18 protein-coding genes are annotated in these 23,210 nt (G+C 63.0%); 9 read left to right on the top strand and 9 right to left on the bottom strand.

The genetic code is table 11. The annotated features are described in order from the left end of the window. Positions 1–138 precede the first annotated feature (138 nt). Positions 139–1,755 carry a hydantoinase B/oxoprolinase family protein gene (locus ACSBPU_RS03160; RefSeq protein ID WP_442595526.1) on the bottom strand — a complete coding sequence of 539 codons (1,617 nt, stop codon included), beginning with the start codon at positions 1,753–1,755 and terminating at the stop codon, positions 139–141. Then, positions 1,752–3,866: a hydantoinase/oxoprolinase family protein gene (locus ACSBPU_RS03155; RefSeq protein ID WP_442595524.1), complete on the bottom strand. Its 2,115-nt coding sequence runs from the start codon at positions 3,864–3,866 to the stop codon at positions 1,752–1,754. Before ACSBPU_RS03155 ends, ACSBPU_RS03160 begins: the two co-directional genes overlap by 4 nt. A gap of 214 nt (positions 3,867–4,080) precedes the next feature. On the opposite strand from ACSBPU_RS03155, the gene ACSBPU_RS03150 reads away from it, so the two are divergent. Together ACSBPU_RS03150 and ACSBPU_RS03145 are read left to right on the top strand one after the other, a co-directional pair. Further along, entirely contained in the window at positions 4,081–5,118 is a 1,038-nt protein-coding gene (locus ACSBPU_RS03150; RefSeq protein ID WP_442598526.1) for a zinc-dependent alcohol dehydrogenase family protein, read from the top strand. A 129-nt stretch (positions 5,119–5,247) separates the two neighbouring features. Then, complete coding sequence (locus tag ACSBPU_RS03145) at positions 5,248–6,417, top strand: FUSC family protein (RefSeq protein ID WP_442595522.1); 1,170 nt, start codon at positions 5,248–5,250, stop codon at positions 6,415–6,417. Positions 6,418–6,550: 133 nt separating this feature from the next. Here ACSBPU_RS03145 and ACSBPU_RS03140 read toward each other — a convergent pair whose 3' ends face one another. The 6 genes from ACSBPU_RS03140 to ACSBPU_RS03115 all read right to left on the bottom strand — a co-directional run bounded on the left by ACSBPU_RS03140 (position 6,551) and on the right by ACSBPU_RS03115 (position 12,631). Next, on the bottom strand, positions 6,551–7,810 hold the full coding sequence (locus tag ACSBPU_RS03140) for a TIGR03862 family flavoprotein (RefSeq protein ID WP_442595520.1): 1,260 nt from the start codon (positions 7,808–7,810) through the stop codon (positions 6,551–6,553). A 62-nt stretch (positions 7,811–7,872) separates the two neighbouring features. Beyond that, positions 7,873–8,706, bottom strand: coding sequence for a citryl-CoA lyase (locus tag ACSBPU_RS03135; protein ID WP_442595518.1), 834 nt, complete (start codon positions 8,704–8,706; stop codon positions 7,873–7,875). Then, the gene (locus ACSBPU_RS03130; protein ID WP_442595515.1) at positions 8,703–9,902 is read right to left on the bottom strand and encodes a CaiB/BaiF CoA transferase family protein; all 1,200 of its coding nucleotides are present in this window, start codon (positions 9,900–9,902) and stop codon (positions 8,703–8,705) included. Before ACSBPU_RS03130 ends, ACSBPU_RS03135 begins: the two co-directional genes overlap by 4 nt. A 4-nt stretch (positions 9,903–9,906) precedes the next feature. Beyond that, positions 9,907–10,890 (bottom strand): Bug family tripartite tricarboxylate transporter substrate binding protein, encoded by a 984-nt coding sequence (locus ACSBPU_RS03125; protein WP_442595513.1) that lies wholly within the window; start codon positions 10,888–10,890, stop codon positions 9,907–9,909. 57 nt (positions 10,891–10,947) lie between these two features. After that, complete coding sequence (locus ACSBPU_RS03120) at positions 10,948–11,640, bottom strand: RraA family protein (protein WP_442595511.1); 693 nt, start codon at positions 11,638–11,640, stop codon at positions 10,948–10,950. Continuing rightward, positions 11,630–12,631 carry a hydroxyacid dehydrogenase gene (locus ACSBPU_RS03115; protein ID WP_442595509.1) on the bottom strand — a complete coding sequence of 334 codons (1,002 nt, stop codon included), beginning with the start codon at positions 12,629–12,631 and terminating at the stop codon, positions 11,630–11,632. The genes ACSBPU_RS03120 and ACSBPU_RS03115 overlap by 11 nt, the downstream gene beginning before the upstream one ends. Positions 12,632–12,744: 113 nt before the next feature. Here ACSBPU_RS03115 and ACSBPU_RS03110 point away from each other — a divergent pair, with 113 nt between their 5' ends. The 3 genes from ACSBPU_RS03110 to ACSBPU_RS03100 all read left to right on the top strand — a co-directional run bounded on the left by ACSBPU_RS03110 (position 12,745) and on the right by ACSBPU_RS03100 (position 16,572). After that, positions 12,745–13,656 (top strand): LysR family transcriptional regulator, encoded by a 912-nt coding sequence (locus ACSBPU_RS03110; RefSeq protein ID WP_442595507.1) that lies wholly within the window; start codon positions 12,745–12,747, stop codon positions 13,654–13,656. Between the two features lie 157 nt (positions 13,657–13,813). Beyond that, entirely contained in the window at positions 13,814–15,079 is a 1,266-nt protein-coding gene (locus ACSBPU_RS03105) for a 4-aminobutyrate--2-oxoglutarate transaminase (protein WP_180069932.1), read from the top strand. Positions 15,080–15,102: 23 nt separating this feature from the next. Then, positions 15,103–16,572: an NAD-dependent succinate-semialdehyde dehydrogenase gene (locus tag ACSBPU_RS03100; protein WP_442595505.1), complete on the top strand. Its 1,470-nt coding sequence runs from the start codon at positions 15,103–15,105 to the stop codon at positions 16,570–16,572. Between the two features lie 81 nt (positions 16,573–16,653). On the opposite strand, the gene pdxR is transcribed toward ACSBPU_RS03100, so the two are convergent. Beyond that, positions 16,654–18,204, bottom strand: a complete 1,551-nt coding sequence (pdxR, locus tag ACSBPU_RS03095; protein ID WP_442595503.1) for a MocR-like pyridoxine biosynthesis transcription factor PdxR — start codon at positions 18,202–18,204, stop codon at positions 16,654–16,656. Positions 18,205–18,371: 167 nt separating this feature from the next. Between pdxR and ACSBPU_RS03090 the strand changes: the two genes are divergently transcribed. From ACSBPU_RS03090 to ACSBPU_RS03075, 4 genes are all read left to right on the top strand, one after another. Then, a complete protein-coding gene (locus tag ACSBPU_RS03090; RefSeq protein WP_442598524.1) occupies positions 18,372–19,682 on the top strand; it encodes an ArgE/DapE family deacylase in 1,311 nt (436 codons plus the stop codon). Then, complete coding sequence (locus ACSBPU_RS03085) at positions 19,679–21,247, top strand: ABC transporter substrate-binding protein (protein WP_442595501.1); 1,569 nt, start codon at positions 19,679–19,681, stop codon at positions 21,245–21,247. Before ACSBPU_RS03090 ends, ACSBPU_RS03085 begins: the two co-directional genes overlap by 4 nt. Positions 21,248–21,364: 117 nt before the next feature. Continuing rightward, entirely contained in the window at positions 21,365–22,369 is a 1,005-nt protein-coding gene (locus ACSBPU_RS03080; protein ID WP_442595499.1) for an ABC transporter permease, read from the top strand. Next, positions 22,369–23,208 (top strand): ABC transporter permease, encoded by an 840-nt coding sequence (locus ACSBPU_RS03075; RefSeq protein WP_442598522.1) that lies wholly within the window; start codon positions 22,369–22,371, stop codon positions 23,206–23,208. The genes ACSBPU_RS03080 and ACSBPU_RS03075 overlap by 1 nt, the downstream gene beginning before the upstream one ends. Positions 23,209–23,210 lie beyond the last annotated feature (2 nt).

The following is a 23,210-nucleotide window of genomic DNA, read 5'->3' as shown; positions in this document are numbered from 1 at the left end:
ACCACAATGATCGGCAGGCGAACTGCCTGGATTCTTACAGAAGAAGAGGGAAAGCAGTATTGCAGCGGCAATGCGCTTTGTCTAATACCTATCGATCATATCCATATTACCCATACGCAGGCAATAAGCCGTTCCTAATCACGCCGAGGCATAACCCAATTCCCGATCACGGTCCTGAGCGGCCTTGCTTCGTTTGCCGGCCGGCCCAAAGCCGCCGCCACCCGGCGTGCGGAGCGTGACCTCATCGCCCGGCTGCAGCACTTGGGGCACGCGCGAATCGATCGGACGGCCGTTGATCAGCACCGCGCCGCAGCCGCCCTCCCCGCCTCCGCCCAGGCCGGGAGCCGGCACCTTGATGCGCTCGGTCAGGAAGACCACGGATAACGGGCCGGTATGCCGGCTGACGAAACATATTTCTTCGCCCAAGCCGCCCCGGAACTCGCCTTTTCCGCCGGAATCGGAACACAGGCGCTTATAGCGGAACCGGAGCGGCGAGTCGCGCTCGGCGATCTCGATGGGCGTGGGGGAAATATTGCTGGGCCAAGACATGACCGAAGCGCCGTCCTTGCCGGCCGTCGCGCCCATCCCTCCGTTGTAGAAGAGCACGGTCGCGAACGGCTTGCCGTTCTCGCGGATGCCGTTCATGTTGGTGATCCACACCGGCGAGCCTACCCCTGCCATGACCCGGTCGGGCAGCACGGAATAGAGCGCGCCAAACACCACGGTAGGGACGTAGTGACCGGTGCAGGATCGGCCTCCCACAGGCGCGGGCGACACGGGATTCAGGATCGAGCCTTGCGGGGCGGTCACCGTCAGCGGACGGAACAGGCCATGGTTATTGGGCAGGTCAGGCAGCAGCAGGCTTTTTATCGCATACACGGCCATGGCGTTGGTGTAAGCCAAAACGCAATTGATGGCCCGGGGCTGCTGCGGCGAGGATCCGGCGAAATCGCATTCGATTTCGCTGCCGGCGATGCGGACGGCCACATTGAAATGGAACGGTTCGGCAAAGCCGTCGGTATCCATGCTGTAGCGGTACTCGCCGTCAGGCAGCGCGGAAATGGCCTTGCGCATGGCCTGTTCGCTGCGGTCGAACAAGGCATCGGCCAGACTGTCGATCTCGTGCAGCCCATATTCCCGCAACAGGTCGTCCACCCGCCGGGCAATGAGTTCGGCCGCACCCGCATGGCACCAGATGTCTCCCACCGTGAGGTCCGGCGTGCGCACGTTGGCGCGCAACAGGCTCAGCAAGGTGTTGTCGACCTCGCCCTCGCGCAGGAAATGCATGATGGGTATGTGGAAGCCTTCTTCGAACAGCTCGCGCGCATCGACGGAGCGGATCTTGCCTCCGATGTCGGGCACGTGCCCGGTCGTTGCGGCGAAGCCGACGATGCGTTCGCCATGGAAAATGGGCTTGACCAGGCAGACGTCATTCAAGTGGCCGGTGCCTATCCAGGGATTGTTCGTGATGAAGACGTCGCCCGGACGCATGGCGTCCATGCCTATGCTGGCCACGGTGGCCTGCACGGTCTTTGGCAACGTGCCGATAAAGGACGGGATGGCGCCCGCATTCTCGGCCAGGGTCTGACCGCGCGTATCGGTCAGCACAACGGCGAAGTCGTTGGCCTCCGAGGACAGCGTCGAGAACGATGTGCGCACGATCACCTTGGCCGCTTCAGTAACGATCGAGCGGATGCGGGTCCAGAATACTTCGAGAAAAATGGCGTCGGACGCCAGGTCGATGGGATTTTTCATGATTGCAAGTCCTCAATACTGACCACCAGGCTGCCGGACGGCGCCACCGTGGCGTGCCCCAGGGGGCCCACCACCAGGGTGGTGCTGGCTTCTTCGACCAGCAGCGGTCCCTGCGCGCTGAATCCGACGGGCAGGGTTTCACGCCGATAGATCGGCGTCTGGACGAAGCCGCCCGCCTCCTTGAAATACACCGGGCGCGTGGCAATGGGCGCCGCGGCGCCGGCCATGTCCCGCTGGGCCGGCTCGAATTGCCGGCGCGGCGCGGAGAGGCCGGTCACCCTCAGGTTCACCAGTTCCACCGGCACGCTGGGCGGCGTGCGTCCGAACTTTCGTTCATACTCTTTTCGGAATGACTGCTCGAGCCGGGCCGCCCAGCTTGCCGCATCCGGCTCCGCCGATGCGGCACCGGCGTATGGGCCATCCGGGAGATCGACCGTCAGGTTGAAGCCCTGGCCGATGAATCTGCCGTCCGCGCGCCGGCGCAACACGCATGGCCCGAAGCTGCCGGACAAGGTCTCGAGGTTGGCCGTCACTTCATGTTCGAGCGCCGCGAACATGTCCTCGAGCTCCTGCACCGCGTCGGTGGCGGGCTTGAAGCTGACGGTACGGGAGCGATCCGTTCGCGCCGACGACACCAGCAGGCCGAAGGCGGATGCCACGCCGGCGTCCGGAGGGCAGATGATGGTCTTGACGCCTATCTTGCGTGCGACGTAATAGGCATGCAGGGGACCGCCTCCTCCCGTCGCGACGAGGACGAAGTTGCGCGGATCCTTGCCCCGCTCCGCAACGTGCACGCGTGCAGCCGCCGCCATGTTTTCCGCAACGATGTCGTGCACGCCCCAGGCGACGTCATCGGGATGGCGCGCGAGCATCCCGCCCAGCTTCGCATAACTTGCGCGCGCCGCTTCGATATCGATGGGCAGGGTGCCGCCGGCGAAATAGCCGCCGTTCAGATAGCCCAGGATCAGGTTGGCATCGGTCACGGCGGGCTCTTCGCCGCCGCGCCCATAGCACACCGGCCCGGGCTCCGAGCCTGCGCTCTGCGGGCCGACCTTGAGCAGCCCCAGCTCATCCTGATGGGCGATGCTGCCCCCTCCCGCGCCGATCTCTATCAGGTCGACCGTGGTGATGCTGATGGGAATGCCGCTGCCCTCGGCAAAGCGCTTCTGGCGCGCCGCTTCGAAGCCGAACGTAACCGAAGGCTGGCCATGCTCGATCAGGCAAAGCTTGGCCGTAGTGCCTCCCATGTCGAAGGCAAGCAGGTTGTCCTTGCCCTCGCGCAGGCTGTGATGCACCGCCGACACGGCACCCGCCGCGGGTCCGGACTCCAGCAGCGATATGGGGTGGGCCTTGGCATCTTCCAGATGCGACAGCCCCCCGTTGGAAAGCATCATCAGGATCTCGCTGCGCAGGCCAAGCTCGCGCAGGCGCTGCGCAAGGGTATCCAGATACCCCTGGGCCATCGGCTTGATGTAAGCATTGGCCAAAGTGGTGGACATGCGTTCGTACTCGCGAATCACTGGCGCGACCTCGGACGAAAGCGTCAGCGCCAGCCCGGGGTGGGCTTGCTCGATGGCCGCTTTCAGGCGTTGCTCGTGGATGTCGGACTTGTAGGCGTGCAGCAAGCAGATGGCAAGCGACACCACCCCGTCGGCCACCAGTTCGCCGGTGACCTTCAGCGCCTGTTCAATATCCAGGGGCTCGATCTCCCGGCCTTCGGCATCCAGCCGGCCGGCCACTTCGCCGCGCAATGTCCGGGGCGCGAGAGGTGCGATGCGGTCCAGGCGCAGATCGTAGAGATCGTACTTGCGCTCGTTGCCCATCTCGATGATGTCCTTGAAGCCCTGCGTCGCCAGCATGCCCGTGCGTGCGCCCCGGCGCTCGATGAGCGCGTTCGTGAACAGGGTGGTGGCGTGCGTCACGTTCAAGACGTCCTGTGCCGCGATGCCGTTCGCGTGCATCAAGCGGCCCACGCCTTGCACCACCGCGGTAGCGGGATCCGTATGCGTGGTAAGTATCTTGAGACTGTGCAGTGCGCCGGTCTCGTACTCGATCGCGACCAGATCCGTGAAAGTCCCGCCTATATCAATGCCTATCGCCCATTTCGCCAAAATCCGGTCTCCTGCTCTGAATGCCTGAAGGCAGACATTATATGAGGTGGGAGGGGTCAGACCCCCGTATATGAGGTGGGAGGGGTCAGACCCCCCGTTCCCCCGCTTGCGCAATATCAATGCCGAGGTCCTGCCCGGGTGAGAACATGGTGTGAATGATCACGTTCTCTCATCCCTTGCATACAAGGAGGCAATCATGGCCACGCCGTCCCAAATGAAAGCCGTCGTCTATGAAGCTCCGGGCAGGAAGGCTTTCGCCACCGTTCCCGCACCGAAGATCAGCCAACCTACGGACGCCATTGTCCGCATCACCAAGACCACCATTTGCGGTACCGATCTGCATATCCTGAAAGGCGACGTGCCGGCCGTCACCGCCGGCCGTGTCCTCGGTCACGAAGGAGTAGGCGTGGTGGAGGCGGTCGGCAGCGCCGTCAGCAGTTTCAAAGTCGGCGACCGCGTATTGATTTCCTGCATCACCGCCTGCGGCAAGTGCGAATATTGCAAGAAGCAGATGTACTCGCATTGCGAAGACGGCGGCTGGATCCTCGGCCACCTCATCGACGGTACCCAGGCCGAGTACGTGCGCATCCCGCATGCGGACAACAGCCTGTATCCCATCAAGGCGGGCAGCGACGAAGAAGCACTGGTCATGCTGAGCGACATCCTGCCCACCGGATTCGAAATCGGGGTCCTGTACGGCCAGGTGCAGCCCGGCGACACCGTGGCCATCGTCGGCGCCGGCCCCGTGGGCATGGCCGCGCTGCTGACGGCCCAGTTCTATTCGCCGTCCAAGCTGATCATGGTCGACGTGGACGACGCCCGTCTGGGCCTGGCCAAGAAGTTCGGCGCGACTCAGGTCATCAACAGCAGCCACGGCGACGTGGCCGAGGCGATCAGGAAAGAAACCAAGGACGGCGTCGACGTTGCGATCGAAGCCGTAGGCATACCGCAGACCTTCGACGTCTGCCAGCGCATCCTGCGTCCCGGCGGCCGCCTGGCCAACGTGGGCGTACACGGCAGCGCCGTGAGTCTCGAATTGCAAAAGCTGTGGATCCAGAACATCACCATCACGACCGGCCTGGTCAACACCAACACCACGCCCATGCTGTTGAAGACCGTGGAGTCCGGAAGGCTTCAGCCCGAACAGTTGATTACCCACCGATTCGCCTTCAACGACTTCATGAAGGCCTATGAGGTGTTCGGCAACGCCTCGCGGGAGCAGGCGCTGAAGGTCATCGTGACCAGCGAGTAAACGCCGGTCCTTCCCCGCTGGGCGTTGCAGGAGGAATCAGACCCGATCGGGTCTGCGGTTGGGAGCGGCAGGGGTCAGACCCGCTTGGGTCTGACCCCATTGTCATCGGACTTGGCGTAGACTATTCGGATGCCCGACCACAAACCCGCAGCGTCCACATCGCCCGCGCCAGCGCGCGGCGGCCGTCGGGTGCGGGCGCGCGTCAAGAACTCACGCAGGCGCTCAGCCAGGCATTTGCTGTCTCTGGCGCAGCTGCAGGAAAGCATGAAGGTGGCGGCGCCGCCGTCCCTGCAAAATGCGATGATCGCCGGCTTGCAAGCGGCGCTGGCCGTCTTGCTTGCGCTGGGCAGCATGCATGTGTCGCCCTGGCCGGAGCTGGTGGGCTTTCCCGCCTTAGGCGCCCTCGCCGCCCTGTTCGGCCGCTATGCCTCGTTCGAACGCCGCCGGCGCATCGTCTTCATCTGCGGGATCCTGCTGACGCTGGGCGTCCTGTTGCCATCACTGATCTCCTATGCGGGCGCTACCCCGGCCATGATGGTGCTGGTCCTGGCGCTGTGCGCCGGAGCGTCGACGATCGCTGTTTCCCACTGGAGCCTGGGCGGTCCGGGCGCGGTCATCATCGTGTTCGCGGTGGGCGCCGTGCTGGGACCCGTCGACTCGCTGCATACGGTAGCGGCTCGAACCCTCGCCACGATCTGGGGCGCCGCATTGGCATGGCTGGTCTGCATGCTGACCGATCGCTGGCGCAGTCAGGACGTCAGCGTGCCTGGCGCACCCTCCGGGCGGAAACCGCCATTCAGGCATCAATTGATCGCGGCATGCCGGATCACCGTCGGGGCCGCGCTCGCCGCCCTGGTCACCCATGCCGCCGGCTGGCAGTATCCCGCCTGGGCCGCCATTGGCGCCACGGCGGTGATGCAGGGCGGACATCTGCATATCACCATGAACCGGTCACTGCAGCGCATGGCGGGCACCGTGGTCGGCGCCTGTATCGTGTGGGCCATTCTGGCGCAGAATCCTTCGTTCTGGACGATGGTCACCGCCATCGTGCTCTTCCAGTTCATCACGGAACTGATCATCGGCTTCAATTACGCCCTGGGGCAGATCACCGTGACGCCCATGGCCTTGCTGATGACGCATTTGGTGGCGCCCGCCGCCAACAGCAACCTGCCCGTCGAACGCGTGATCGACACCATCGTCGGCGCCGCGCTGGGCATCGTGCTGGCCTTGATATTCTCCAGCGCGGACGATAGAGCCTATTTCCTGAGGCGGCAGAAGAAGCTGCGCGCGCGGCGTTGAGGCAGGGGGGTCAGACCCCATGCGGGGTCTGACCCCGGGGCGGTTGCGGGTGAGTGTCAGACCCCATGCGGGGTCTGACCCCGGGCGGCGGCGAGTAAGGGTCAGACCCCGGACGGGGTCTGACCCTGCAGAATCAGGGTTTGGGGTCGGACCCCGCATGGGGTCCGACCCCTCGCGATGCTTCCAGCCATCGCAGGGCCCCCTGCGCCGCCGCGTGCCCGCTGGCGAAGCAGGCGGTCAGCAGATAACCGCCGGTGGGCGCCTCCCAATCCAGCATTTCGCCCGCGCAGAACACGCCGGGCACGTCACGCAGCATCAGGTCCGCATCCAAAGAATCGAACGCCACGCCGCCCGCCGTGCTGATCGCCTCATCCAGCGGCCGCGTGCCGGTCAATCGCAGCGGCAGGCATTTGATCGCGCGAGCCAGAACATTGGGGCTGCCGTATGCCGACTTGTCCAGGCATTCACGCAGCAGGCCGGCTTTCGCACCCTGCAGCCCCAAGCGGCTCGCCAGGTGGCTGGACCATGAGCGCGAGCCGCGCGGCCTGGAAACCTCGGCCAGTACTTGGTCCGGATCCCTGTCGGGCAAGAGGTCCATGCACAGCCAGGCCTCGCCCTCGCGCTCCAGGGCTTCGCGCAGCTGCGCCGACCAGGCGTACACCAGTCCGCCCTCCAGCCCGTCCGACGTCACCATGCACTCTCCGCGCCGCATCGGCGTCTCGCCGCGCGGAGCCATGGCGATGGACTTGAGCGGCTGCCCCGCATGGCGTTCCTGGAACAATGGGCTCCAACCGGCAAGAAAGCCGCAGTTGGCGGGGCGCAAAGGCACGATGCGCACCCGCCTTGCCGCCAGCGGCCCCTGCCATGCGCCATCCGAGCCCAGGCGAGGCCAACTGGCTCCGCCCAGCGCAAGGATCACCGCATCGGGACGCGATTCGATCGGCCCCTGCGGCGTGTCGAACAGGATGCCCCCGTTATCCGACCAGCCTTTCCAGACGTGGCGGGCATGCACTTCCACACCCTGCACGCGCAAGCGATGCAGCCATTTACGCAACATGGGCGCCGCCTTCATCTCGCTGGGAAACACCCTGCCGGAGGATCCGACGAAGGTTTCCACGCCCAACTCATGCGCCCAGGCACGCAGATCGTCGGCATTGAACTGCCGCAGCCAGCCGCCCACCTCGTTTGACCGTTCGCGATAGCGCGACACGAACCTGTCGGCCGGTTCGCTGTGGGTCAGGTTGAGCCCGCCGCGCCCCGCCAGCAGGAACTTGCGGCCCACGGACGGCATCGCATCGTAGACCTGCACTTGCGCACCCGCCCGGGACAGCGTTTCGGCCGCCATGAGACCGGCGGGACCGCCGCCAATCACCGCTATGTAAGAAGAAGGCATGAGATGGTCAACGCTAAAAGGTAGGCGCTGATTTTACATGCGGGGTCGCCTGTCGACGGGCCCTACCTTCCTGTCGGAAAGTCGCGGGGCGGATGGCCGTCGTAGGCGGGCAGGTACTGGCGTGGAATAGGCCCTTTGTTTCGCCCGCCTTGCTGTGCCTGCTCCCAGGCGTGGGCAAGAATCCCGACGGAGCGCGAAAGGCAGAACAGTCCGCGCGCCAAGGCGGGCGGAAAACCCAATTCCGCATAGATGACCGCGGTCGCCCCATCGATGTTCATTGGTATGGGACGCTGCTTGCGCGCCTGCAGCTCGGTCTCCACGGTTCTTGCTATGGCGGCATAACGACCGCTGACCTCGCCGTTCGCAACGGCCTGGTCCACGAGCTCGAGCAAGCGGATTGCGCGCGGATCGATCGGATGGAACCGATGGCCAAAGCCTGAGATGTACTTGCCATGCCGTGCAATGAACGCATCCAGTCCCTTGCGAACCGCCGCGGACGTTTCCGTACCCGATTCGATATCGCCGGCGATCTCCTGATACAAGGCCACCGCCTGCTCACCGGCGCCGCCATGGACATCACCCAGTACATTGACCGCCGACCCCATGGCGTTATTGAGGCTGACACCACAAGTCATTGCCATGCGCGAGATCGCGATGCTGGGCGCCTGCGGCCCGTGATCCACGGCGGACATCAGTGCAGCCTCCAGCAGCGCTCCCTGGCGCGGGGTGGGAAGGTCCCCGCGCAGCATGAGCCAGATCATTTCAGCGAAGCCGATATTGCCGATCAGGTCCTGGACGGCATAGCCGTGGTAGCGGATGCTTCCGGGCGCTATGTCGGAAATTCGCGTGCGCCACCAATTGCTGCTGGCCAGTTCGTCGTCAGCCCAATCGCTCATACCACTCCCTCGTTTTTCATGGCGATGATGTCATCGCTCGTGTAGCCAAGCTGGACAAGCAGCTCATCGGTATCCTGGCCCAGCACCGGCGGCGGCTCCTGGACCGAAGGTGCTCGTCCGTCCACCTTGAACCCGCTGCGCACGATCTCGACATCGCGGCCGACACCGGGCACCTCGGTAAAGCGCCCTATCATTCCGCGCCCCCGAACCTGCGGATGAGCCAGTATCTTGTCGATGCCATAGACCGGTCCCGCAGGAATGCCTTGTTCTGCCAGCATCGGCCACCAGTCTTCGGCCGAGCGTGCCGACAAAGCATCTTCCAGCAGCGCTTTCAACACCGCGCGATTCTGCAAACGCGCCTGCCGCGTCGAGAATCGGCTGTCTTCGATGAGCCCGGGCTTGCCAACCGCTTTGCACAGGGCTTCGAACTGTTCCTGCTTATTGGCGGCGATGTTCAGCAAGCCGTCGCCGCTGCGGAAGGTGCCTGAAGGGCTGGCTGTGAAGTTATCGTTGCCCATCGGCGCCGGCGTGTGCGCGGCGTTGAGGTAGTTGGACACCACCCACCCCATCGTCGCAATGACCGATTCCAGCATGGAGACATCGATGAAACGCGCCTCGCTGCGGGATGCGTTGCACAGCTCGGCGGTCAAGGCGAAGGCCGCCGTCATGCCGCCTATGGTGTCGGCGATGGGATAGCCTACGCGGTAGGGGGCGGTATCCGGATCGCCCGTGATGCTCATCACGCCCGACATGCCCTGCACGATCTGATCGTAGGCAGGCAAACCTTTGAAAGGGCCGTCCTGGCCAAATCCCGAGATGGCGCAATAGACGAGCCGTGGCTGGTGGCGACGCAGGACCTCGAATCCCAGGCCGAGCTTGTCCATGACACCCGGCCTGAAATTCTCGACCACCGCGTCCGCCGTCTCCACGAGCTTCAGGAATAGCGCTTTTCCCTTGGCGCTTTTCAAGTTGACGGTAATGGAACGCTTCCCGGCGTTCTGCGCCAGGAAGGACAGCCCCATGAGCCGCCCGTTCAAGTCGGCGTCCGCGCCCAGCTGGCGGGCCAGATCCCCCGTGCGGGGAGTCTCGACCTTGATGACGTCCGCCCCCATCAGCGCCATCTGATGGCAGCAGAACGGCCCCGCCAATACATTGGTCAGATCGAGGACGCGGATATGCTTCAACGCTTCGGACATGGGATTACTTGATTTGAATGTTCGCGTCCGAGATGATCTTGGACCACTTGGCCGAATCGTCGGCGATCACGCCGGCGAATTCCTGCACCGAGCCGCCCAGCACCACATTGCCTTCGTCCATGATGTTCGTCCGCAGCTTGTCGGTCTTGAGGACTTCGTTAACGGCCCGGTTGACGGTCTCGATGATGTCCTTGGGCGTTCCCGCCGGCATGATCAAGCCCGTCTTGGAAGCGGCCTCGAAGCCGGGCAAGGTTCCTGCCAACGGCGGCACATTGGGCAATTGCGGAATCGGCTCGAGCGTCGTGATGGCCAGCGCCCTGATCTTCGGATTGTCCTGCTGGGACATGACGGCCGGCGTCGACGCGAAGAACGCATCGATCTGGCCGCCCAGCAGATCGTTCATGGCGGGGGCCGCACCCTTGTAGGGCACATGCAGAACCTCGATACCGGCCTCATGTGCAAAAAACCGGCCCGTGATGTCGCCCACGGTGCCCGTGCCGGCATTGCCGACCGTAAGCCGGCCCGGGTTTGCCTTGGCGAAATCCACCAGCTGCTGCACGTTCTTGTACGGTTTGTCGGCGGCGACGATCAACACCATGGGCTGCGACGCGACCGACACGACCGGTGCGAAATCCTTTGCGACGTCGTAGGAAATATTGCTGTACAGATAAGGGTTGATCGACAGGTTGGACGTCTGCCCCAGCGCCATGTTGTAGCCGTTCGGCGTAGAACGGGCCAGCATGCCCAGGCCCACCGTTCCGCCCGCGCCCGGCCGGTTATCCACCACAATGTTCCATTTGAACTTTTCGGCAAGCGAGTTGGCAACGAAGCGCGCCATTGTGTCCGTGCCGCCGCCAGGCGGGAACGGGACCAGCAGCTTGACGGTCTGCGACGGATAAGCCTCGGCCGCCTGGGAAATGGACGGCGCCGCCAGGATGCCGAGCGCCAACGCCGATATGGCGGCGAGTTTGCGAAACTGAATCATCATGCCTCTCCTTGGATTTCGTTTTATCGATGAAATGACAACAGTCAGCGTCCGCTGACGCTAGACAGGCAGGCCTTTGGCCCGCAGTACCGCATTGAACCGCTCGGGGTCCGAAGTGCCTTGCTCGTTGGACATCCGGATGGCCTGCTCTCGTTGCAGGTGCGCGCGCACGCGGGGCAGCAGGCCATCCGCCTCTGCAACCGGCACGCAGATGACTCCATCGGCGTCGCCCATGATCAGGTCACCCGGCTGGACCACCAGGCCCGCGCATGCGATCGGCACATTGATCTGCCCCGGGCCTTCCTTGCTGGGTCCGCGATGGGTATGCCCCTTCGCAAAAACCGGCATGCGGCCGTCGGCCCATTCGACCAGATCGCGTATGGCTCCATCGATGACGAAGCCACCGATCCGTCGCGCCAGCGCCGTCGTTCTCATGAGCCCGCCAATGAGCGCCTGGGTCAGGTCGCCGCCGCCATCGATGACGATGATGTCGCCGGGCTGCGCCATCATCAGCGCCTTATGGATCATCAGGTTGTCGCCCGGGCGGACCTGCACGGTCAGCGCGGGTCCGCACAGCATCGCATGCAGATCCTCGTGATAGGGCTTCAGCCCCATGGCGCCGAGCGACCGGCCCATGCAGTCGCCCGCCACCGCCACAGGCACTTCCCTGAACTCGGCAATCAACCGAGCGGATAAGCCGCGAGGCGTTTCATTGATGCGATAGCCGGGAGGCCAGCTTTCTTCAGAGGACATGTGTCCCTCCATGGACTTCGGGTTGCAGTTGGTTGAAGTTCACGACCCTGTCGCGATCGAGGGTCTGGTGCTTCAGATAGCCGAGTACGTTCCGAGCCGCGCCCAGAGCCATCGCAGCCAGGGCGGCATGGGTGGATCCGCCCACGTGGGGCGTCAATACGACGTTGCTCATGCGGCGCAGCGGACTGTCGGCGGCTATGGGCTCTTCGGCCGTCGTATCGAGCCCCGCGGCATAGAGCCGGCCATCGGCGAGAGCCGCGATAAGCGCGTCTTCGTCCACCACTTCACCGCGCGCCGTATTCACCAGAATGGCGCCGGATGGCAGCTTGCCCAGCTGCTCCGCGGCGATCAGCGAACGCGTGGAAGACGTGAGCGGCACATGCAGGCTCAATACGTCGGACCGGCTCAAGAGCGAGTCCAGGTCGGCAAGCCATTCGATCTCTCCTGATGCCGAGTCCTCCTTCACATGCGGATCGTAGGCCGCCACCCGCATGCCCAAGGCCAGGCAGAATTTCGCGACCAGGCGTCCGACTTGCCCGAACCCCACCAGTCCCAGGGTCCTGCCCTTCAGCTCCAGGCCGTTTTGAAGCCGCGTCCAGCGGCCCGCGCGGATCTCGCCATCCATGTGCGCAAGACTGCGGGCCGCCGCCAGCATCAATCCCAAAGTCATCTCGGCAACCGACTGCGCGTTCGCGCCGGGCGTGACGAAGACGGGGATTCCCCTTGACGTGCAGGCCTGCACATCGATATTGCTGACGCCGACCCCATGCTTGGACACGACTTTCAAACTGGCGCAGGACTGGATGGCGCCTGCGGACAGATCGACCGTACGGGAAATGACGGCGTCGACCTTCTCGTTTCCCAGGATGGCTTCGACTTCAGCGGCATCTCCCGCTCCGCTCAGGAAAATGGTCCGGCATCCCTCTTGTTCCAGCAGCGCCATGCCTGCGGCGTCGAGCGTTCGAGCGGTGACCAGAATGGTGTGCTGCATAGTGCGTCCCAAGTATTCGATCCGGGCGGAACGCCCGGCAGGGGAATTAGACGCCATCGTGATATAAACATCCATTCGCTTATTTTGATCAAACGATAACTTCGAGGAATGAATTGAATATCGAATTTCGTGATCTGCGCTATTTCGAAACCATCGCGGAGCTCAAGCACCTTGGGCAGGCGTCGGAGGCGCTCCATCGCAGCCAGCCTGCGCTGACGAAATGCATACAGCGTCTTGAGGAAGAGCTGGGCGCGCCGCTATTCGAACGCAAGGGCCGCGGCCTGGCGTTGACGGCGGTCGGCAAGGAGTTCTACCTGCGCGCGAAGAAAATAAGGGAGACCAGCGATCATCACCTGAACGGCATGGAAGACTTCATCGCCGGATCCGCCGGCAGAGTACGCATCGGCTGCGGTCCGATCACGGCAGACTATCTCCTTCCCACCGTGTGCGCGCTGGCATTGCGCCATGCGCCCAACATATCGCTGGAGATCACCATAGGCACCAACTACGAGCTCAAGGAGGGTATCCGCCAAGAGCAGCTGGACATGATCGTCGGCGTGATCTCGACCGACGACGAGTTCGTCAACCAAGGTTTCATCGACGATATCGTCGTCGTGGCTGCAAGCGAAGGCCATCCCATCTTTGCGCAGCCTTCCATCCGCCTGGAAGACTTGCTGGAATATCATTGGATACTTCCCACGCCGCCCGTCGAAAGCCGGAAATGGCTGGACAGGGTATTCGCGGCAAACAATCTGCCCAAGCCGATCACGCATATCGAGGCAAACACGCTTCCTTCGATCCACGATCTCATTGCCAGCACGGAGCTTCTTTGTTTCCTGTCGAAGCTGACGCTCGACCATCCCAAGACACGCGGGCTGTTGAAAGAAGTCAGGCTGAAGGAAACCACCATGGTGCGCAAGCTGGGGATCACCTACCCGCATGGCACGCTGACCCCGGCAACCGGCAGGATCATCGAACTGCTGAATCAGCACCACAAGAAAGTTCGGCGGCCCAGGCTCAAATAGGGCTTTTCCGGGGGCGACCGAACAATGGCACCATGAAATTTTAAAAAGTGGATCTACTTCATGGGGCCATTTTGGCTTTTAATAATCAAAGGCCTGCTGACGACAGGATTTTCTTCTCGCCCCCATCGGGGCAACTCACGGACTTGTTGAGATCGCCATGAAAAACCTTGACTTGAATACCCGCCGCTCCATTGCCACGCCCAAGGGCGTGGGTGTCATGTGCAATTTTTATGCGGAACGCGCTGAAAACGCCACCCTGTGGGACGCGGACGGCAAAGAGTACATCGACTTCGCGGGCGGCATCGCGGTACTGAACACCGGACATTGCCATCCCAAGGTGAAGGCCGCCATCGCGAAACAGCTGGACCATTTCACGCACACCGCCTACCAGATCGTGCCGTACGAAAGCTATGTGGCGCTGGCTGAGCGCGTGAACGCCATCGCCCCGATTTCCGGGCTGAAGAAAACCGCCTTCTTCACCACCGGCGTCGAAGCAGTCGAGAACGCCGTGAAAATCGCGCGCAGCCACACAGGAAGGTCGGGCGTCGTCGCCTTCACCGGCGGCTTTCACGGCCGCACACTGCTGGGCATGGCGCTGACCGGCAAAGTGGCGCCCTACAAGCTTTCCTTTGGCCCGATGCCCAACGACATCTTCCATGTCCCGTTTCCGACGGTCGCGCAGGACATCAGCGTGGCCGACTCCCTGAAAGCGCTGAATCTCCTTTTCCAGAGCGACATCGATCCCAAGCGGGTCGCCGCCATCATCATCGAACCCGTGCAAGGCGAAGGCGGTTTCAACATCACGCCTCCGGAACTCATGACGGCACTGCGACAGATCTGCGACGAGCACGGCATCTTGCTCATTGCCGATGAAGTGCAGACGGGTTTCGCGCGCACCGGCAAGCTGTTCGCGATGGAGCACCATTCCGTGCAAGCCGACATCATGTGCATCGCCAAGAGCCTGGGCGGGGGCATGCCCATCTCGGGTGTCGTGGGCCGTGCCGAAGTCATGGACAGCCCCGCCCCCGGCGGACTGGGCGGCACCTATGCGGGCAATCCGCTGGCCGTCGCCGCCGCGCATGCCGTGCTCGACATCATCCAGGAAGAGAAACTGTGCGAACGCGCGAACCAATTGGGGCAGAAGCTCATGAGCCGCCTCAACGACTTGCGCGCCTCCTGCCCAGCCATTGCCGACGTGCGCGGGCTGGGCTCCATGGTGGCCCTGGAACTCAATGACCCCAGCACCGGCGCACCCGACGCCGCGCGCGTCAAGCAGGTCCAGGACAAGGCGATCGAACAGGGGCTGATCCTGCTCAGCTGCGGCGTCTATGGAAATGTACTGCGCTTCCTGTACCCTCTTACCATTCCCGACGAACAATTCGACCGGGCTCTGGACATCCTGGCCGCCACGCTGAGCGCTTAACCCTACACAACCAAGGATCATCCATGACACAACAGGTTCCAGCACTGAACAGACCGGACCTCCTTAGACAGGCATGCTATATCAATGGGCAGTGGCAAGCCGCGGACGGCGCGGACGCCATCGCCGTGAACAACCCCGCTTCCGGCGCGATCATCGCCTCCGTTCCCAGGCTCGGGCGCAAAGAAACCGAGCAGGCCATCGCCAGCGCCCAGGCGGCACTGCGCCCATGGTCCGCCAAGACCGGCAAGGAGCGCGCCGCCATCCTGATGAAATGGGCCCAGCTCATGCTGCAGAACCAGCACGACCTGGGCGCCCTCATGACTTCCGAGCAAGGCAAGCCGCTGGCCGAAGCCGTGGGCGAAGTCACCTACGCCGCGTCTTTCCTGGAATGGTTCGCCGAAGAAGCCAAGCGCATCGAGGGCGATGTAATCCAAAGCCCCAAAGCCGGGCAGCGTCTCATGGCGCTCAAGCAGCCCATCGGCGTATGCGCGGCCATCACCCCCTGGAACTTCCCGGCCGCGATGATCACCCGCAAGGTCGGGCCCGCCCTGGCCGCAGGCTGCACCATGATCGTCAAGCCGGCCGAACAAACGCCCCTGACAGCGCTGGCCCTGGCCGTGCTCGCCGAAGAAGCGGGCGTGCCGCCCGGCGTGCTGCAAGTCCTGACGGGCGACGCCCGCGAGATCGGCGGCGCCCTGTGCGACAGCGACGTGGTCCGCAAGCTCAGCTTCACCGGGTCCACCGAAGTGGGCCGCATCCTGATGCAGCAATGCGCGCCCACCATCAAGAAGCTGTCCCTGGAGCTGGGCGGCAATGCGCCCTTCATCGTGTTTCCCGACGCCGACCTCGACAGCGCGGTCGACGGCATCATGGCGTCCAAGTATCGCAACACCGGCCAGACCTGCGTATGCGCCAATCGGATTTACGTGCATGACGACGTCTACGAAGACGTGCTCGAGCGCTTGACGGCAAAGGTCCAGGGCATGAAGACGGGCGACGGCTTCAGCGAAGGCGTCACGCAAGGCCCCCTGATCGACGACGACGCCGTGAAAAAGGTCAAGGAACATATTGCCGACGCCCTGGGCAAAGGCGCGAAAGTCGTCACCGGCGGCAAGCCGCACGCGCTGGGCGGCACCTTCTTCGAACCCACCATCGTCCGCGACGTCACCCATGACATGAAGTTTTCCTGCGAGGAAACCTTCGGCCCCGTGGCGCCGCTGTTCCGGTTCAAGGACGAAGAAGAAGTCCTGTCGATGGCCAACGACACCATCTTCGGCTTGGCGGCGTACTTCTACACGCGCGACTATGCACGGATATGGCGCGTATCCGAAGGCCTGGAATACGGGATCGTGGGCATCAACACCGGCATCATCTCCAATGAAGTCGGCCCCTTCGGCGGCGTCAAGCAGTCCGGCCTGGGACGCGAAGGGTCCAAGTACGGAATCGATGAGTACCTGGAACTGAAGTATCTGTGCATCGATATCGGAGCCTGACCCGATAAGGGGTCTGACCTTATCGGGCCAGGCCCCAGGCACATGGGGGTCGGACCCCGTACGGGGTCCGGCCCCTGCCCATCACGCGCCGCTCCAGGCGCCTTCGTTGATCATGCTGCTCGATTTTCGGGGTTGCTGCCGCGACCGGCTGACGTGGTCCAGGGCGGGCATGATGGCCGTCACGAGCGTCTGGAAGGCGGGTCCGATGACATGGTCGGGCACGCAGGCATAGCCGAAAATGAGGCCGCGCCGGCCGCCGCCGCCGGCATAGTAGCGCGACAGCGGCCTGATGGAAATGCCCAGCGAGCGCGCCGCAAGCACGATGCCGACATCATCCGTGCCTTCGGGCAGATGCATGACCAGATGCAGCCCCGCCTCGTGCGTGGATATCGGCCAATCGCCGCCGAAATGCTCCAGGATGGCATCGCGAAGCAGGACCTGCCGGCGCGCGTACTGGGTTCGCATCCGCCGGATGTGCCCCGCATAGTGCCCATCGTTCATGAAGTCCGCCAGAACGGCCTGGTCGATCAGCCGGCCTTCCCGGTACAGCTCGGACAAGCCCGTGCCGAAATGCGCGCTCAAGACTTTGGGCAATACCATGAACCCCAGCCGCAATCCCGGAAACAGCGTCTTCGAAAACGTACCCAAGTAGATGACGCGATCATTGCTGTCCAGTCCCTGCAGCGATGCGATCGGGCGGCCATCGAAGCGAAACTCGCTGTCGTAGTCGTCTTCGATGATCCAGATATTGTTGCGATGCGCATATTCCAGCAACATGCGTCGCCGGCTCAGGCTCATGACCGTGCCCAGCGGATACTGATGCGAAGGCGTGACGAACATGAAGCGCGGCGGCGTCTGCATCTGCTCCTCGCTGGGGGCCATGCCTTCGTCGTCGACATCGATGGGCAGGACCCGGATGCCGTTTGCCTTCAACACGGTGCGCGCTCCCCAGTATGCGGGATTTTCGATCCATGCAACTTCGTTGCCATCGCCCAGCAGGCCGGCGATCAGGCTCAGCGACTGATGGATCCCATTGGTCACGACGACCTGGTCGGGCTCGCAGTCCACGGATCGCGCCAGCCGCAGATGCTGGGCCAGCGCGGTGCGCAAAGGCAGGTAGCCCGGCCCATGCGAATAGGTCAGCAGGCCGGGCTCGGGCTTGCGCCAGCGCCGCCTCATCAGGCGAGACCAGACTTCGTGCGGGAACAGCGACACGTCGGGCACGCCGGGCGTGAAAGCGCCCCATTGCACGCTGGAGGCCTGGGCGTTGCGCACCAGTTCCGCGCCCCGCCGCGACAAGGCAAGATGCGGCGGCACCACCACCGTGGCGTTCGATCGCGCCGGATCGCGCGCCGGCAGCGAGGGCACCGTGTCGGAAACAAAGGTTCCGCTACCGGTCGTGGACACGACATAGCCCTCGGACTGCAGTTGCTCATATGCGCCCAGCACGGTATTGCGCGACAGGCCTGTTTCCTTCGACAGCACTCGGCTGGCGGGTAGTTTGGTACCCGCGCGCAGGTCGCCCGACAGTATCAATTGGCGCAAGGTGTCATATAACTGCCGGGCAAGCGATACGGCCCCTTTACGCTCAAGGTTTTGCAGCAAATATTCTGACAAAATCACTTCACGCATAATGGCTCCGTAAAGAATTCAGGTAATGGACCTTTATAGAGTACCAAATGTCATCTACCTTTGTGTCTCGGCATTGCGATACCTAAAAGAATAATTTTCCAAGGGGACAAGCATTGAAGCTGGACACCAGACAGATCACGGCGGCGATCGACGCGCTCGAGCCCTATATGATCGAAACGCTCTCGGCATTCGTCAGGGCGGAAAGCCCGTCGGGCGCGGAAGAACCGGCGGCAGTGTTCATGGAACAGGCATTGCGCGAACTTGGGCTGGAGCCCGAGCGCATCACGCTCGACAACGCGCTTCTGAAGGATCTTCCCCTGTTCGCCTGCCCTTGTTCTCCTGACAACGGCCGCTACAACCTTCTTGCCCGCCACGTGCCCGAACAGGCCACCGGCCGTTCCGTGCTGTTCAACGGCCACCTCGACGTGGTCCCCACCGGCCCCGAAAGAATGTGGTCCAACCCGCCTTTCAGCCCTGTCGTCAAGGACGGCTGGCTCTATGGCCGCGGCAGCGGCGACATGAAAGCGGGCATCGTCTGCTCCATGGCCGCCTTCAAGGCGCTCAAGAACCTGGGGCTACAACCCGCCGCTACCGTAGGGTTCAACGCCGTCCTGAACGAGGAAGACGGCGGAAATGGCTCCCTGGCCACCATTCATGCGCTCAAGAACGCCCTGGCCAAAGCCAAGCTTCAGGACTTCGACGCCGCCATCATTCCGGAACCCTTCGGCGAAACGATGCTGTCGGCCCAGGTAGGCGTGTTCTGGATGTTCGTCGAACTGACCGGACGCCCCGCGCACGTGGCCTACATGAGCAAAGGCGTGAATCCCATCGAGGCGGGCATCGCCGTCATGGCCGACCTGAAAGAGCTCGAGGCCGAGTGGAACGCACCGGAAAACCGCCCGGCACTGTTCAAGGACGAACCACACCCCATCAACTTCAACCTGGGCAGGATAGAAGGCGGCGAATGGAACTCTTCCGTTCCATGCACCTGCACGCTGGGCACGCGCATCAGCTTCTTTCCCGACATGAGCCCCGACGAAGCCAAGCGCATCGTTAGCGAACGCGTGCGCGCGACCGTGGCCCGACTGAACAGTTCGCTGAACCTCAACCTGCGCTTCGAAGGCCAGTTCGCGCCGGGCTGCGAATTCGACCTGGAAGCCCCCGCCATGCGTACGCTGGCCCAAGCGCATGCCAAGGTCACCGGCGCCGAGCCCGAGCGCATCGCCTGCACGGCGTGCACCGACGCCCGGCATTTCCGGCTCATGACCGACATCCCCGTCACCTGCTACGGCCCGCTGGCCAAGGACATCCATGGCATCGATGAATGCGTGTCGCTGGACAGCATGAAACGCGTCGCCGCCGCCATGGCCCAGTTCATCGTCGACTGGTGCGGCGTGCAAGATTATCCGCAGTACCGCAACAAGCTGTCGTTATCCATCCATACCCACCTGCTGGATTCCAAAGGGAGACATCTATGAAAATTAAAAAATGGTTCAAACTAAGCTTGGGCGCCATGGCCATGAGCCTGGCGGTGAATGGCGCAATCGCCCAGACCAAGGGCGGCTCGCTCAGCATGATTGTTCAGCCCGAGCCTCCGATACTGATTCCTGCGCTCAACCAGCAGGCCCCCACACAATACGTTGCGGGCAAGATCTACGAAAGCCTGCTGACCTATACGCACGACCTCAAGCCCCAGCCCGGGCTGGCGAAGTCCTGGGAGGTCTCGCCCGATGGTTTGAGCTACACCTTCCACTTGAATTCCGGCGTCAAGTGGCACGACGGCAAGCCGTTCACCGCCGACGACGTGGTATTTTCGCTGGCTGAAATGCTGCCCAAGACACACGGGCGCGCCCGCGTCATCCTGGCCAAATATGTCGACTCCGTCAAGAAAGTCGACGACCTGACCGTACAGATCAAGCTCAAGAGCCCCTTCGCGGCCTTCATGATCATGTTCGAGCCCGGCTTCGCCCCCATGATGCCCAAGCACGTCTATGAGGGGGCCGATTACGCCACCAACCCGGCCAACCAGAAACCCATCGGCACCGGGCCCTTCATGTTCAAGGAATGGAAACGCGGCGAGTACATCAAGCTCGAACGCAATCCAAATTACTGGAAGGAAGGCAAGCCCTATCTCGACGAGCTCATTTTCAACGTCATTCCCGACTCCGCTTCGCGCGCCGTCGCCTTCGAACAAGGCACAGTCGACGTTCTGCGCGGCGGCGACGTCGACAACGTCGACATCAAGCGCCTGCGCTCCATGCCCAACGTGGACTACACCACCAAGGGCTGGGAAATGTTCTCGCCCCAGGCCTACCTGATCTTCAACGAGCGCAAGCCGCCGTTCGACAACGTCAAGGTGCGGCAGGCAGTCATGGCCGCCATGAACCGCAAGCTGATCGTGAACAACATCTTCTTCGGCCTGGGCCAGATTTCCACCGGCCCCTTCGTCGCCACGGAAATGTTCTACGACAAGAACATGCCTTCCCTGGACTTCGACATGAAGAAAGCGCGCGCGCTGATCAAGGAATCGGGCATCAACCCGGGCGACTACACCATCCGGCATCTCAGCTTCCCGTATGGCGCCACCTGGGAACGCCTGGATGAATACACCAAGCAGAGCCTGGAACAGCTGGGCTTCAAGGTGAACCTCGAAGCCACCGACGCCGGCGGCTGGGCCAGCCGCACGGGCAACTGGGACTTCGACCTGACCACCACATACGCCTACCAGTACGGCGACCCGGCGCTGGGCGTCGAGCGTTTCCATATTGCCTCGAACATCGTGAAAGGTTCGCCTTTCGCGAACGTCCAGGGCTATAACAATCCGGAGCTCGACAAAGTCTGGAGCGCCGCCGCTTCGGAAACCGATCCCGCAAAGCGCCAGGAACTCTACACCCAGATCCAGAAGAAGCTGGTCGAGGACGTTTCGCTGGGCTATCTGGTCGACATGGAATTCCCCACGCTTTCAAGAAGCAAGGTCAAGAACCTCGTGAAGACCGCCATCGGCCTGAACGAATCGTTCGATGATGTGTACATAGAGAAGTAATCCTTTTCCGGCCGGCGGCGCAGCCACTCGCTCGCCCCGCCGGCCGAGAATACCGGGGCGGTCAAGGCTAAAAGCCCGAAGGCCCCGGCCTTTCGTGTACATATCGGTGCTTCGCCTATGAAATTCCTTTTGTTCCTTGCCTCGCGGCTTGCCAAGGCGGTCTTCGTGATCCTGGGCGTCGTGATCGTCAATTTCTTCCTCATCCGCCTTGCGCCCGGCGACCCCGCGGCGGTGCTGGCCGGCCAAGCCGGCGCCAGCGATCCCACCTATGTCGCCAGGCTGCGCGAATCCTTCGGTCTGGACGAGCCCGTCCTCACCCAGCTTTTCCTGTACCTCAAAGGCGTCGTCCAGCTCGACTTCGGCTTTTCCTACCGCAACCACGTACCCGTGCTGGACCTCATCCTGGAACGGCTGCCGGCCACCTTCCTGCTCATGATCTGCGCGTTCCTGTTCTCGGTCATCCTGGGCGTCCTGCTGGGCGTCGTGGCGGCCAAGGCCCGCTACAGCAACAAGCGCCGCTGGCTCGACAGCACCGTCATGACGGGCGCTCTGATCCTGTACGCCACGCCGCTGTTCTGGCTCTCGCTCATGGGCATTCTTCTTTTCTCCGTCATGCTCGGATGGCTGCCCGCCTTCGGCATGGAATCGGTCGGTTCCAGGCTGACCGGCCTGGCGCGCGCGCAAGACATCGCCATGCATCTCGTTCTTCCGACCGTCACGCTGGGCTGCTTCTTCATGGCCTTCTATGTGCGGCTCACACGCGCCTCCATGCTTGAAGTGATCGGCATGGACTTCGTCAAGACCGCGCGCGCCAAAGGCGTGCCCCCGGGCAGCATCATCCGGATTCACGTATTGCGCAATGCGCTGCTGCCGGTCATCACCTTTGCGGGCATACAGCTCGGTCAGATGGCGGGCGGCGCGGTGCTCACCGAAACGGTGTTCGCCTGGCCGGGCATCGGCCGGCTGATGTTCGATGCGCTGCTGCAGCGCGACTACCAGCTGCTGCTGGGGATTTTCCTGGTCACCTCGACCATGGTCGTCGTTTTCAACCTCCTGACCGACATCACGTATCGACTCGTCGATCCGCGCATTTCGGCGGGCGGCGAACCGGGAGCCGCATGATGAAGAAATTCGCGAAACGATATGCGCGCAACTATGGCGCAGTGTTCGGCCTGTGCATCATCCTGGTGGTGGCGTCCCTGGCGGTCGGCGCCCCCTACATCTACGAGGAATCCCCGTGGATGATGGTCGACGCGCCGCTGATCCCGCCCTTTACCGATCCCGCCTATCCATTCGGCACCGACATGCTCGGCCGCGACATCACCGCCGGCCTGGTGTGGGGCGCCCGCGTCTCCCTGATCGTCGGCCTGCTGTCCACGGCCATTGCCCTGGCTTTCGGCATCGCGATCGGTGCGGCGGCCGGCTATTGCGGCGGGCGCATCGACGATGCCCTGATGCGATTCACCGAGTTCTTCCAGACCATTCCTCAGCTTGCGCTGGCGGTGGTGATCGTGGCCGTCATGAGCCCGTCCCTCTACTCCATCATGGGCGCCATCACCGCGGTGTCCTGGCCGCCGGCGGCGCGCCTGGTCCGGTCGGAATTCATGACGCTCAAGCAGCGCGAGTTCGTGCTGGCCGCCATCGTCATCGGCCAGAAGCCCTCCCGCATCGTCTGGTCCCAGATTCTTCCCAACGCCATGTCGCCCATCATCGTATCGGCTTCATTCATGGTGGCCACCGCCATTCTCACCGAATCGGCCTTGTCCTTCCTGGGCCTGGGCGATCGAAACATGATGAGCTGGGGCTTCATGATCGGCGCTTCGCGCACCATGATCCGCGAAGCCTGGTGGATGAGCGTCTGGCCGGGCGTGGCGATTCTGCTGACGGTGCTGGCCATCAACCTGATCGGCGAAGGCCTCAGCGACGCGCTGAACCCGCAACTGCGCAAACGCGGCGAATAAGG

This window comes from Parapusillimonas sp. JC17 (assembly GCF_052180245.1).
GTDB lineage: Bacteria > Pseudomonadota > Gammaproteobacteria > Burkholderiales > Burkholderiaceae_B > Parapusillimonas.
Note: the sequence above shows the minus strand (reverse complement) of the source record. Positions and strands in the feature narration are given on the sequence as shown.

Bases quoted from the DNA above. Each gene is read 5' to 3' on its own strand.
- ACSBPU_RS03160 (WP_442595526.1), bottom strand. From the start codon at position 1,755: ATGAAAAATCCCATCGACCTGGCGTCCGACGCCATTTTTCTCGAAGTA.
- ACSBPU_RS03150 (WP_442598526.1), top strand. From the start codon at position 4,081: ATGAAAGCCGTCGTCTATGAAGCTCCGGGCAGGAAGGCTTTCGCCACC.
- ACSBPU_RS03145 (WP_442595522.1), top strand. From the start codon at position 5,248: ATGCCCGACCACAAACCCGCAGCGTCCACATCGCCCGCGCCAGCGCGC.
- ACSBPU_RS03140 (WP_442595520.1), bottom strand. From the start codon at position 7,810: ATGCCTTCTTCTTACATAGCGGTGATTGGCGGCGGTCCCGCCGGTCTC.
- ACSBPU_RS03135 (WP_442595518.1), bottom strand. From the start codon at position 8,706: ATGAGCGATTGGGCTGACGACGAACTGGCCAGCAGCAATTGGTGGCGC.
- ACSBPU_RS03130 (WP_442595515.1), bottom strand. From the start codon at position 9,902: ATGTCCGAAGCGTTGAAGCATATCCGCGTCCTCGATCTGACCAATGTA.
- ACSBPU_RS03125 (WP_442595513.1), bottom strand. From the start codon at position 10,890: ATGATGATTCAGTTTCGCAAACTCGCCGCCATATCGGCGTTGGCGCTC.
- ACSBPU_RS03120 (WP_442595511.1), bottom strand. From the start codon at position 11,640: ATGTCCTCTGAAGAAAGCTGGCCTCCCGGCTATCGCATCAATGAAACG.
- ACSBPU_RS03115 (WP_442595509.1), bottom strand. From the start codon at position 12,631: ATGCAGCACACCATTCTGGTCACCGCTCGAACGCTCGACGCCGCAGGC.
- ACSBPU_RS03105 (WP_180069932.1), top strand. From the start codon at position 13,814: ATGAAAAACCTTGACTTGAATACCCGCCGCTCCATTGCCACGCCCAAG.
- ACSBPU_RS03100 (WP_442595505.1), top strand. From the start codon at position 15,103: ATGACACAACAGGTTCCAGCACTGAACAGACCGGACCTCCTTAGACAG.
- pdxR (WP_442595503.1), bottom strand. From the start codon at position 18,204: ATGCGTGAAGTGATTTTGTCAGAATATTTGCTGCAAAACCTTGAGCGT.
- ACSBPU_RS03090 (WP_442598524.1), top strand. From the start codon at position 18,372: ATGATCGAAACGCTCTCGGCATTCGTCAGGGCGGAAAGCCCGTCGGGC.
- ACSBPU_RS03085 (WP_442595501.1), top strand. From the start codon at position 19,679: ATGAAAATTAAAAAATGGTTCAAACTAAGCTTGGGCGCCATGGCCATG.
- ACSBPU_RS03080 (WP_442595499.1), top strand. From the start codon at position 21,365: ATGAAATTCCTTTTGTTCCTTGCCTCGCGGCTTGCCAAGGCGGTCTTC.
- ACSBPU_RS03075 (WP_442598522.1), top strand. From the start codon at position 22,369: ATGAAGAAATTCGCGAAACGATATGCGCGCAACTATGGCGCAGTGTTC.